This is a genomic window from Nostoc sp. KVJ3, from assembly GCF_026127265.1.
GTDB lineage: Bacteria > Cyanobacteriota > Cyanobacteriia > Cyanobacteriales > Nostocaceae > Nostoc.
Window position 1 is genome coordinate 2,498,753 of the sequence record NZ_WWFG01000001.1, and the last position, 13,480, is coordinate 2,512,232.

The following is a 13,480-nucleotide window of genomic DNA, read 5'->3' on the forward strand; positions in this document are numbered from 1 at the left end:
CTCCTATGTCTATTCTTGTTGAGTAGAAATTTGAATGACAAACTCTGTGCCTTGTCCAAGTTCGGAAATGCAGGAGAGGGAACCACCATGCGCTTCTACCACAATTTGCCGAGCGATCGCTAATCCTAATCCAGTGCCTTTTCCTACAGGCTTGGTGGTGAATAAATGGTCAAATACTCGTTCCTTGACCTCCGGTGACATCCCCACACCGTTATCGGCAATCTTAATCAAAATCTGCTGACCGGACTCTAATAAACGAGTTTGAATAGTAATGCGATTGGGGTTGGCAAGAATCGCTTCTAAACTCCGTTCTGTATTGTATTGTTCAAGTGCATCAATAGCATTTGCTAACAAGTTCATAAACACCTGATTAAGTTGTCCAGCAAAGCATTCTACTAGGGGGAGTTTGCCATAATTCTTAACTATCTCAATTGCTGGACGGTTTTCATTGGCTTTTAAACGATGTCTAAGAATCAGAATACTGCTGTCAATGCCTTCGTGAATATCAAAGGGAACTTTATAATCTTTATCTGCTCTGGAGAAGGTTCGCAAACTGGTACTGATCCCGCGGATACGCTGAACACCCAATTTCATTGAGTCCAGTAATTTAGGTAAATCTTCGCGTAAATAATTCAGGTCGATAGCATCAATTTCGTCTTGAATATCTGAGCCGGGATTAGGAAAATTTTCTTGATAAAGATTAATTAGTCCAAACAAGTCTTTGACATAATTTTTGGCTGGTTCTAAGTTACCAGCAATGAAGCCGATAGGGTTGTTGATTTCATGAGCAACACCTGCTACTAGATTACCAAGAGCAGACATTTTTTCAGCTTGTACCAACTGTAACTGCATCATTTGAAGTTCTTGCAAAGCTTCTTCTAATTGTTGTTTTTGCTGTTGCAATAATTGTTGTGCTTGCTGGCGTTCTGTGATGTCTTCAGAGGTGCTAAGAATCCCAAAAATATTTTTTTCTCTATCTTTTAAAGGAATTTTATTTGTATTTGACCATTTTTGTTTTCCGTCTAGTTGCTGCACAGTTTCGATAATGTTGAGTTCCGCTTCTCCAGACTCCATGATGCGGCGATCGCGCGCTACAAAAAAATCTGATTGCTCCCTAGTCCAAGGAAGATCGTAGTCTGTTTTACCAATAACATCTTCTGGTACTCCTAGACCCCAAGTTTGAGCATAGTTATGGTTACAGCCTAAATAAACACTATTGCAGTCTTTCCAGAAAACAGACTGGGGGATATTGTCAATAATTAACCGCAAGAATTGTTCCGTCTGTCCCAGATTTTCTAAGGTACTTTGTGCATGCTGATAAAGTCGGGCATTTTCTAGGGAGATTGCAGTTTGAGTACATAACAAATTGAGAATTTCGACGCGATCGCTGCTAAATGCCCCAGTAATCAGATTGTTTTCTAAATACAAAATCCCTAACAGTTTACCTTGATAGAGAATCGGCGTACACAGTAAGCTTTTGGGCTGTTGACGAATGATGTAGGGATCAGCTATCAACGCCGGATGCACTCTTGCATCAAGGATGACGGTAGGTTGGAAGCTGCGTTTAACGACATAAATTAGGCTATGGGGAACGTCTGCGCTATCTTCCACAAAAATGGACTGTAACACCCTTGATTGCTGCCCAACTTCCGCAGTTGCCTCAACTAGCAATCTACCTTCTTTGAGCAGTAGTAACGCACACTTATCTGCGCCAGCATTTTCAATTACCACTTGCAGCAGCTTCGTAAGTAATTTATCCAGTTCAATTTCACTAGAGAGAGTCTGAGAGGCTTTTAAAACTGTTGCCAAATCTAGCATTACTGATGCACTACTGCTAGACGTTGATTTATTAGTGCTGGAGTGGAAGGTAGTAATGCTGTCAATATTGGCGATCGGCGAGCGCGTCTGTTGCAAAATTGGAGCTAGAAGCCGTGGATAACGTTGTTCTAAATCATCGACTTTGGCTTTAGCGCCCCAGCGAGTGTAACAATAGTAAGCATTAATCAAATACTCTTGAGCAATGCGTTCTTTGCCCCATTCTAAATAAAACTTAGCTGCGAGTTCATTAGCGATCGCTTCTTCGTTCAGGTATTCGTTTTCTTTGGCTTGAGCAATGGCGCGATCGTAATACTCAATTGCCTCGGCTTTTGCCCCCAAAACTCGACATTTTTCGGCGATAACTAAAGCATAACGGTGAGCCTGATTGCTCGGTGCATAATCTGCCCACTTCTTGAGTTTTTCTTGATGATTTGTTACCCGTTCTATAATGCTGATTTGCTCTGTCTCACTGGCAGTTGGGTAAACCGCTAATCGAACTAGTGCATCGTAGAAGTAGAAAATTGGAACGTGTATGAGTCCTTTCCCTGCACTTAAATACTGTTCCGTTAAGTTGGCGTTTTCTAATGCCTGTTCATAGCGTTGAAACAGGTACGAGAGGAGCAGTTTATTGACATAAATCTGATATAGTGCTGTCACATCATTGGTTTTGAGGTGAAGCTGAATCATTTCATCTTCATTATAATGTTCGCTATACAAGCGATCGGGTTGGGGCGTAGTCTCTAGCAGATTGAGTACAGCTTGATAGTAAATACTTTGCTTCTGGAGATAAGTATCTTGGCGCAGTTGCTGCATTACCTGGCGATGAGCTTCCATCGTTTGTCTCAGAGATGATAACTCTTGACTGGTTAAATAGGCAGTGAGGCTATAGCCAAGAAGACTGAGGGCGACATATTGAATATCACCAATTTCTACTCCACTCGAATAGGCTCTTAGATACCCTTCTAGAGTATCTTTAGCAGGTTCTTGCCAATGTCTCAGGAAGTTGTTGAAGGCAAAAATGGTTTTAGCGGTTAACTCAGGCGCATGGATGTGTTGCAGCAGTTTCATCCCCATTTGTCCAAAGCCATAGCCCGCCTCAATATCTCCCAAGACAACAAGCAATGTTAACCCGTACATCACATAGCCATGAGTCGATTCTGGTGCATTCCCATATTGCACAGATAAATCAACGTGAGCAAGAACGATCAAAGGTAATAAGTCTGGGGCAGCTTGAAAGGCAGCAGAAATAATTGTGGACAAAATAACCATTGCCGCTTTTTTCTCTGGTGCGGTCATTTGGGGTAATTCCAGCAAAGATTCTATTGCTCTATCCTTGAGTAAGGTTTGGGTGTGTCTGAGTGCCTGTTCGATGTCTGCTGGGGTAGGTTTATCTGGCAAATCCACTTCCAGATGCTTTAAGACTTCCCGTGCTAGTCGCAAGGCTTCTAGTTGCTGATTTTTGGCAATGCAAGCTTGAATTTTAATGTTGTAGATATTTGCCCGATCTAGCCATGATTGGGCATGATTCAGCACAACCTCGGCTAAGTGTTCCATCTGTTCAAAATTGGTGCAGAGGTAAGCTGATTCAGTTGCTCCTTCATACAAGATCAGAGCAAGATTGTATTGACTTTGCCAACAATTAGCCGTAAGTATACTAATACCTGTGTTGAAATATTCTAAAGCTGCTGCGTAAGCCGTTGCATTCTTGGCTTTACGTCCCGCCGCTAGGTTTAACTCTACAAGTTCTTGTTGCTCTTGTTCATCGCTAATCAAAGCCACCCCTTGATTGAGATGATTGACGATCGCAAAAATTTTCTCATCTCGTTCATTTCCAGTCGTCGCTTGTTGCAGCAAACGCCCAATGTGTAAGTGAGTAACTTGCTTTTGATTGTCAGGAATTAGTGAATAGGCAGCTTGCTGAATGCGATCGTGAAGAAATTTGTAACCTGTTATTTGTCCTCGATCATTCGTCCTTTGCAAATCACTAATGACTAATGACGAATCCTGATAAAACTTATAGACTTCATTCGTAGGAATAATCAAACCATCTTGGACAGCTTGCCAAAAGTCTGCGGCTGTTTCCATCTGGGATTTTTCATGGACGATCGCCAGTGTCGCTAAGTCAAATTTATTTCCGATACAAGCCGCTAATTTCAAAACTTTTTGAGTTTCTATTGACAACTTTTCTAGCTGAATTGTCATAAACTCTACGACATCATCAGTCAGGGCGAGCGATCGCACTTGAGCAACATCACATTCCCAATAACCACCTTCAAAATTAAATGTAATTAGTCGATCTTGATGTAGCGCTTTGAGAAACTGGGTACTAAAAAAAGGATTACCTTTGGTTTTGCTCAATACCAACTCTGTTAACGGTGCAGCTAACGCTAGTGTGCAACTCAATGTATCTGCAACCAAATGATTGACAGATGTTTGATCGAGAGGAGCTAAGGTAATTGTATTGACTGTAGCGCCTAACTTTTGAATCTCTGCCAAAGTCAGCATCAGGGGATGCACCGGATTAACTTCATTATCTCGATAAGCACCAATTAATAGTAGATAGCCGATATCAGCTTCGCTCATTAACAAGTGCATTAAGTTTAAAGAAGCAGAATCTGCCCATTGTAGATCGTCAATAAAGATCGCCAATGGATGCTCTTTGGCTGTAAAGACTTGAGTAAATTTCAAAAACAGCGATTTGAAGCGATTTTGTGCCGCACTCCCAGAGAGTTCTGGCGCTGGAGGCTGTTTGCCAATCATCCTTTCCAGTTCTGGAATCACCTCAATCATCACTTGTCCGTTCTCACCCAAAGCAGAGAGAATTTTGCACTTCCATTGCTCGAATTCAGCATCAGTTTCACTCAGCAGTTGCCTGATTAAGTCTCGAAAGGCTTGCACAAAGGCAGAGAAAGGGGTGTTGCGCCCGAATTGGTCAAATTTACCTTTAATGAAGTAACCCCGTTGTCGGACAATTGGCTTGTGGACTTCGTTAACCACAGCAGTTTTGCCAATACCAGAGAAGCCAGCTACCAACATAATTTCAGTGCTTCCCTGACTGACTCTCTCAAAGGCATTCAATAAACTTTCAACTTCGCCTTGCCGACCGTAAAGCTTTTCTGGGATGATGAAGCGATCGCAAATATCCCGTTCCCCTAATTTAAAAGATTTAATCTCTCCAGTTTCCTGCAACTGAGACAAACATTTTTCTAAATCAAATTTCAGCCCTAATGCACTCTGATAGCGGTCTTCAGCATTTTTCGCCATCAATTTCATCACAATGTCACAAAGAACTTCAGGAATCTCTTCTTCCCCCCTGCCCCCTGCCCCCTGCCCCCTGCCTCCCAATTCTTCTGGAAGCTTTGCAATATGACAGTGAACCAACTCCATCGGATCGTGAGACTGAAAGGGTAAGTGTCCAGCCAGCAATTCATAGAAGGTAACGCCAAGAGAATAGTAATCACTGCGATAGTCAATTCCGCGATTCATCCGCCCGGTTTGTTCCGGGGAAAGGTAGGCGAGAGTCCCTTCCAAGACATTAGGACTGTGAACTTCTTGGGTTTCTTTAGGTAAAAGAGAGGCAATGCTAAAATCAATCAACTTGACTTGCTGAGTTTCCGGGTTAATCAGGATGTTGGCAGGTTTAATATCTTTGTGGATAACCCGATGGCGATAGAGTCCGTCAAGAATATTGCTCAGAGCGATCGCAATTTCCAAAAACTCTGTCAAACTATATTGCTTATCCCTCATTCTTTCGTTCATCCAATCTCTGAGGGAAATACCGCCAAAATCCTCCATCACCAAGGCATAGCTGTTGTGGTAAGGTTCCAGGCTGTAGGGACGAACAATACCAGGTAGATCGATATTTTTAGCGATCGTATACTGATTGCGGAATAGCAGCAGATCGTTGAAGCTGGGATACTCCTGCTGAAGCAGTTTGATTACAACCGGAAGTTGATCGGACTCTCGAATTGCCCGGTAAACTAAGGTTCTAGAACCTGCATAAAGTTGTTCGCTAATTCGATAATTCAAAAGCCTGTCCATAGGCTTAACTGCTGTATTCATACTTCTTCAACTCTTCATAAATCAGCCATTTATTTCAAATAGTGTGCCCAAAAACCAGCTTTTGCTAACTCAGTTTGATTTTGTGTGTAAGTGCAGATCATCGTAGACATCGCATTTACTGCCTTAAAGACCCTTTTGAAACATCTAGGACTTACGCAAAATATCTCTCAAACTCTCATTTCTCCGTGTCCTCTGTGCCTCTGCGGTTCGTTATTCCGTGACTCTTGCGTAAGTCCTAATCTAAAACCCTGATTCTATGGTATGGGCAATTCATAAATTGCCCCCTACCGCGTGTAGTTTTGCGTAAGTCCTAACCAATATTTTGTTCGCTATAGCCAAGAACCACGCTCTGTAACGGGCAATAAAGTTGGCTGTTGACTCTGTGCCTTTTTAGGAGTTAAGAAGTCATGCAAAATATACGTCTTTTAAAACATCCTCTAAGGGGTTAGGGGTATCTTCCAAGGTAAAATATCACTAACACCAACCATATAGGACTTACGTATTTATAGGAAAGACCAAGTATAGATGATTGGAAAAACCAAATCCATCGTCGGGGCAATTCATGAATTACCCCTATGATGTGGGTCTATTTACCATCAATGAAAAACCTAAAACAGCGTGTTTACGTTAATGCACATCATAAGTTCTTTGTAAAGTGCGTAAGTCCTATGCTAATTCTCCTCACTTTTTATCCAGATAGCCTGGAAATATCCACCCATAGGGATGTCGATACAGTACTGAAAAAGATTGATGGTTCTCACAATATTTGGTTGCGCTGTATTCATTTCCGCGATCGCACTGGAACGGCGAAAATTATCAAGCATTTTGGACTCAATCCATCTCGTGTTAATATGATTTTCAACCACTCCCCTTTAGGAATTGATGAAGATATAGAAGATTGTTTGTTTGATAGTTATGAAATTCTAACTCCTCAAATAAAAAATCATGAGTTTGAGGTTGCGCGGGGCAATATTGTGGTTGGAAATAACTTTATCATCACATTTGAAATCACTGAACTGAAAGCTTTAAGCATTCTCACTAATAATCTCCAAAAGCGCCCTCTAGATATCCAAAAGTGGGGAATTGACTATCTCTTTTATCTTATTTTCAAAGAGATTCTGAATAATTACTATACTGTATTTGAATATATTTCTAGAAAACTTGACGATCTAGAAGATGAAGTATTAGATAATTTGGGTGATGAATCAACGTACCAAAGAATTGCCACCATGAGGCAATCTACTCGTTCAGGACGGCGTAATTTTCAAAGCATCAAGTCACTTATGGCTATTATGGATCGCGAAGATTTCCAATGGATTACTCAGCCAGTCAAGGAACTATTTAGTGAAGAATTGGTTAATCACGTTGATAAACTCTGGCAAGAATATCAAGCTTTGAGAGCCTGGATGTCAGAATTAATGGAAATCCAACGAGATAATATTGCTAGTAAAACTGGTGAACGAATTAATCGCCTGACTATCCTCTCGACCGTATTCTTGCCAATCACTTTCATGTCTGGCTTCTATGGTATGAACTTCAAATATATGCCGGAATTAGATCAACCTTGGGCTTATCCTACTGTAATCTGCATGATGACATTAATTGTGATTAGTAGTATTGTCTATGCTAAAAAACAACGTTGGTTGTAGGTCTAGATCCCCGACTTATTGAAGAAGTCGAGAATCTGAATCTGTCGAGAAGTAGACTGAAATCAACCCTAAATCGGTAAAAAAACGTGAATCTCCCATTGATTATTCGGGCTGAAGAACATAACGAGAAAACAGCAATTGTTACAACAGATGGAGTATTTACCTATCGTGATTTGCTTCACACTTCCAGTCAAATAGCAACAAGTCTTCTTAAAAATGGAGAAGATTTACAAGAGGAGAGAGTAGCCTTTCTCATCCCATCAGGTTTTGAATATGTAGCTACTCAATGGGGGATTTGGCGTGCTGGTGGTATAGCCGTACCTCTGTGTATTTCCCACCCGCGTCCAGAATTGGAGTATGTAATTAGCAATTCAGGAGCATCAATTATTATTGCTCATCCGAATTTTGAGGGTATACTCAGAGCGATCGCCAAAGAACAAAATTTGCGATTTATCCTCACCTCAGAAACGCTCCCATCAAATCTTGCTTTCCTCCCAGAGATAGATATTACTAGACGCGCCTTAATTCTCTACACTAGCGGTACAACGGGTAAACCCAAGGGTGTAGTTACGACTCACCAAAATATTCAAGCGCAAGTAACTAGCTTAACTACCGCTTGGGAATGGACATCGGATGATCGCATTTTGCACATCCTACCACTACATCATATTCATGGAATTATTAACGTATTAACTTGTGCTTTATGGGCTGGGGCGAAATGCCATCTGTTGAGCAAGTTTGACACCGAAACCGTTTGGAAGCGAATTTGTGATGGTGATTTAACCCTATTTATGGCAGTACCAACAATTTATGTAAAGCTAATTGCTGCTTGGGAAAATGCCTCTAGCGATTCTCCTGCGGAGACGCTGCGCGATCGCCAGATAACCATGTCAGAAGGCTGTGCTAAAATGCGTCTGATGGTTTCTGGCTCGGCAGCATTACCAGTTCAAGTTTTAGAAAAGTGGCAGAATATTAGCGGTCATTTTCTGCTAGAGCGATATGGGATGACGGAAATTGGCATGGCGCTATCGAACCCTTTACATGGTGAAAGGTTGGCTGGATATGTAGGAAAGCCACTACCTGGAGTTAAAGTGAGATTAGTAGATGAGAACGGAAAGTTAGTCGCAGCAGGAACACCAGGAGAGATCCAAGTTAAAGGGCCTGGAGTCTTTCTAGAATATTGGCAAAACCCCGAAGCAACCGCCAAAGCCTTCCAAGATGGCTGGTTTTGTACTGGAGATACTGCCATAGTCGAAAATGGTAACTATCGCATTCTGGGCCGGATGAGTGTGGATATCATCAAAACGGGAGGGTATAAAGTTTCCGCTTTAGAAATTGAAGAAGTGCTGCGATCGCATCCAGATATTCAAGAATGTGCAGTGGTTGGGGTTGCAGATCTAGAATGGGGTGAACGGGTCTGTGCTGCATTAATCTTGCAAGGGTCACAACCTTTGACATTAGAATCTTTGAGGAGTTGGGCAAAAGAGCGATTGGCTGTCTATAAAGTGCCAACTCAAATTTTGACGGTTGAAGAATTACCACGCAACGCTATGGGAAAGGTAACTAAGCCAACGGTGGTTGAGCTATTCCGCTCTTATTTAACGTGATCTGCGATCGCAATCTGTAATTGTCTGGATAAGATTTTTACATTGGGTTCATAAAGCATTCTACCGTGATTTCCAGGTACTTCAATCACCCTCACCGGCTGTTGAGTATAGGCTTGCCATCCCCAATCAGATAGAGTGCAATCAGAAAAAGCTTGGAGTTCTTCTAAAAGAATCTCATCAACTTCTTGAGCGCGGAATAAAACAATGGGTGCAGAAATTGGATGATTAGGCTGATATTTAGCATAATTGAGCGTCAGCACTTTAATCGTTTGCAGATTTGTTTTGAGTAAGGAAAGGGTTGAATGTTCCGGTAAAACATGATGACGGTACAAGTATTCTGCCGTCAGTTCCCACCTGGCTAGGTCATGAGATTGAGTAGCTAAATCATCATATTTCAGACCTAAAGAAACTCCCTTTAAAACTTCAATTCGTTGAATCGTTTGCCAAATCCAATCAAGGTCTGTTCTCTCAGTAATATATTTAGGGTGAGAAACCAATCCGGCATCAAAGATAGCCAGTAAACTCACCGTTTCACCTTGCCGTTCGAGTTGGGAAGCCATTTCAAAAGCAACGGCACAACCTGAAGAATATCCTGCCAGTATGTAAGGACTTTTGGGTTGCTGTTGACGTAATAGTTCAATCAGCTTACGAGCATGAAGCTCAACCGATTCAGGGAGTGTAGTAGAACCATTTCGTCCTGGAGTTTCAAGCCCATATACTGGCCGTTCAGTTCCGAAATTGATGGCTAAATCTCGAAAATAGAAGCCATGTCCATTTGCACCAGGAAGACAAAATAGCGGGGTTGCATCTCCTAGAGGTTGGAGTAAAAGTAAGTCGGGATTTGACTGTTGAACTTGAGTATTATTAAGTTGTTGTGCCAATTGAGCAATAGTAGGATTCTGAAATAAACTACTTAAAGAAAGTTGTTTTTCAAATACCTGTTGAATATTATTGAGCAGTTTTACTGCTAGTAAAGAATGACCGCCCAAGTTAAAAAAGTTATCATTAATTCCAATTTTTTGACGTTCCAGAACAGCAGACCAAACCTGCGCTAGCTGTTGTTCAACCTCGTTGCGTGGGGCTTCATATAAGCCTTCAACCTCACAATTAGGAGCGGGTAAAGCTTTTCGGTCAATTTTGCCATTGGGAGTTAAAGGAAGCTCATCTAGGACAATGATTTGAGCAGGTATCATGTAATCGGGCAGACGGGATTGAAGATCATTTTTTAATTGGGTACATAAATCAGTGGCAATTCCAGTTACATAAGCAACCAAACTCTGATTCCTCTCAGTTTTATCTAAGATGACAATTGCTTCTTTAACTGATGGATATTGCCATAAAATCGATTCAATTTCACCGATTTCAATTCTAAAACCCCGTAATTTAATCTGATTGTCAATGCGACCCAGATACTCAAGATTACCATCAGAGTGCCATTTTGCTAAATCGCCAGTTTTGTAAATTCGCTCAGTTTTACCAAATAATTCAACATCAATAAATTTTTCGGCGGTTAAATCGGGAAGATTCAAATAGCCTCGTGCTAAACCCACTCCCGCAATGCACAATTCCCCGATTATTCCTAGTGGTAATGGTTGGTTGTAAGCATCTAAAATGTAGATGCGAATATTCGATAGTGGTTGACCAATAGGCGGTTTTTTGCCATTAGGATAACAGAGAGCGATACTCGCACAAACGGTAGATTCTGTAGGGCCATAGCCATTGAAAAAACGGCGTTCAGTTGCCCATTGAGTTACTAATTCTGTTGGGCAAGGTTCACCAGCGACGACTATGGTTTGCCAATCGGGTAAAGCTGCTTGAGGTAATAAGGATAAGACCGAAGGAGGTAATGTGATATGAGAAATTTTGTGTTCTGCTAAGAAGTTTACTAAGTCTTGTGTGGGTAATAATGTTTCTTTTTGGGCAAGATGCAAACAAGCACCTGCGGCTAGAGCAGTAGAAATTTCCCAAATTGAGGCATCAAAACTAAAAGAAGCAAACTGAAGCAGACGACTTTCGGGTTTAATTTGTAAAACTTTAGCGATCGCTAAAGTTAAATTTACCAGTCCTCGATGCTCAATCATCACCCCTTTGGGTCGTCCTGTCGAACCAGAGGTATAGATGACATAAACTAAATTATCAGGCGTACTTTGGGGACTGGGATTATCTGTTAACGCCTCACCCAAATTTTCCTCATCCAAACAAATTACCTGACAAGGGTTTTCTAGTTCAGCTAAGGGTAATTGGTCTTTGAGGAAACTTTGGGTAAGCAACACAGATGTCCGAGAATCTTCTAAGATGAACCCAATCCGCTCTTTTGGATAAATCGGGTCAATTGGCACATAAGCACCACCTGCTTTAAGGATACCGAGTACACCAATAATCATTTCCAAAGACCGTTCAACGCAGATACCAATTAAGGTATCTGGCTGAATTTGGTGGTTTTGAATTAGGTAATGAGCTAATTGGTTCGCTTTTTGATTAAGTTGTTGATAAGTTAAGCTTTGGGATTCAAACACCAAAGCAAAATTATGAGGATTTTTCGCAGCTTGTTGTTCAAATAGATCGACTAAAGTTTTTTCGTGGGGATAATTAGTTTCCGTTTGATTCCAGCATTGTAGTTGCAGAAGTTCGGCGGCTGTCATCAAAGGCAGAGTTTTGATTGGTTGCAGAGGGTTATCAACAATTCCCTGGAGCAAAACTTCAAACTGTTCTGCCATCCGTTGAATAGTATTTTGATCGAAAAGATCGGTAGCATATTCCCAATAACAATTTAATTGGTTATCAGATTCTATTACCAGAAGTGTGAGGTCAAACTTAGCAAACGGACAAGTTAAATCGAGCCATTGAATCTCTAATCCTGGTAAACTTAAGTCGGAACTTTCATTATTTTCTAAAACTAACATGACCTGGAATAAAGGATTATGACTCATACTCCGTTCTGGTTGTAACTTTTCTACCAGAAACTCAAAGGGAATATCTTGATGAGAGTAGGCATCTAAACAAGTTTGGCGAGTTTGTTGAAGGAATTCGATAAAGCTTTGCTCAGGTTTGATTTGGTTACGCAGTACCAAAGTGTTGACAAAAAAGCCGATTAATGAATCTGTCTGACTATGGGTGCGGTTGGCAATGGGAGAACCAATACATAAGTCTTCTTGGCGACTGTAACGAGCAAGTAGAATATTCAAAGTTGCCAACAAAGTCATAAACAAACTTGCCCCTTGTTGTTGACTCAAAGCTTTAATGGCACTGGTTAATTCCGGCATTAGAGAGGAGAGATAACGTGCGCCTCGGTAGCTTTGTAATGCTGGACGGGGATAATCGGTAGGTAACTCCAGTAATGGGGGAGCATCCTGAAGTTGATTTTTCCAGTAGTTTATCTGAGTTTCTAATACTTCCCCTTGTAGCCAATTTCGTTGCCAGTTTGCGTAATCGCTGTATTGAATGGGTAATGGTGCAAGTGTTGGGGTTTGATTTTGGGCAAAAGCGGTATAAGCTTGTCGTAACTCACGGACAAAGACCCCCATTGACCAGCCATCACTAATAATATGGTGCATATTAATGAGCAATACATATTTTTGCTCTTTGAGTTGCAGCAATTTCGCTTTAAATAAAGGGCCGGTATTTAAGTCAAAGGGTTCTTGAACATGAGTATTGATAAAATGCTGGATTTTTGGAGATTGGGAATATTCATCAAGGTTTTGGCAGTCTTGTATCGTTAAAACTTCGATGTCGTTTAAATTTGCGTAGTTTACCGCCACAGGCATCGCAATCTGGGGATTTCCCGCCACTGTGGGAAAATACATTCGTAGGCTCGCATGCCGGTTAAGCAGATAAGCAAAACTAGAGTGCAGAGCATTAATATTCAGATTGCCGTCTAGTTGTAAACCCATCGGCATATTGTAACTAGCTGATGTCCCTTGGAGTTGTGCTAAAAGCCAGAGGCGTTGTTGAGCAAATGAAAGGTACTTTGGGGTGTCATCTGGCAAGGTTGGAATTTCTTCTGCCATGACAGTTGTAGCTTTGGCAGAATTTAAAAATGCTAATATATCTGCTTTATTGGTTTGAATTTCCTGCTTTAGTTCAGAAGTGAGGGTGTTTTTGCTAGTCCGAATTCGTAACTTATCATCTTCAGCCCAAATTCGGCATCCTATATTCTGCAAACGTAGCATTAAACCAACTATTTGCTCATTTTTAGTCATAATTTTAGTTGAATGTTGATATTAGGAATTAGTTTTTAATAGGAGATACTATAGGAATATTATTTGATTTTTGAAAAAATCTAAGATATGTAGGGTGTGTTATCGCGTAGCGTAACGCACCTAAAATTCGAGGTAGTGCGTTAGC

The 13,480-nt window shown here is 41.1% G+C and carries 4 protein-coding genes; 2 read left to right on the top strand and 2 right to left on the bottom strand.

Annotation, left to right across the window (positions count from 1 at the left end):
• Positions 1 to 9: 9 nt before the first annotated feature.
• Positions 10 to 5,880 (bottom strand): AAA family ATPase, encoded by a 5,871-nt coding sequence (locus tag GTQ43_RS09895; protein WP_265272443.1) that lies wholly within the window; start codon positions 5,878 to 5,880, stop codon positions 10 to 12.
• A gap of 668 nt (positions 5,881 to 6,548) precedes the next feature.
• Between GTQ43_RS09895 and GTQ43_RS09900 the strand changes: the two genes are divergently transcribed.
• A complete protein-coding gene (locus GTQ43_RS09900) occupies positions 6,549 to 7,529 on the top strand; it encodes a magnesium transporter CorA family protein (protein WP_265272444.1) in 981 nt (326 codons plus the stop codon).
• Positions 7,530 to 7,615: 86 nt separating this feature from the next.
• Positions 7,616 to 9,136: an acyl-CoA synthetase gene (locus GTQ43_RS09905; RefSeq protein WP_265272445.1), complete on the top strand. Its 1,521-nt coding sequence runs from the start codon at positions 7,616 to 7,618 to the stop codon at positions 9,134 to 9,136.
• Here GTQ43_RS09905 and GTQ43_RS09910 read toward each other — a convergent pair.
• Complete coding sequence (locus tag GTQ43_RS09910) at positions 9,124 to 13,335, bottom strand: amino acid adenylation domain-containing protein (RefSeq protein WP_265272446.1); 4,212 nt, start codon at positions 13,333 to 13,335, stop codon at positions 9,124 to 9,126. The genes GTQ43_RS09905 and GTQ43_RS09910 overlap by 13 nt on opposite strands.
• Between the last annotated feature and the right edge of the window lie 145 nt (positions 13,336 to 13,480).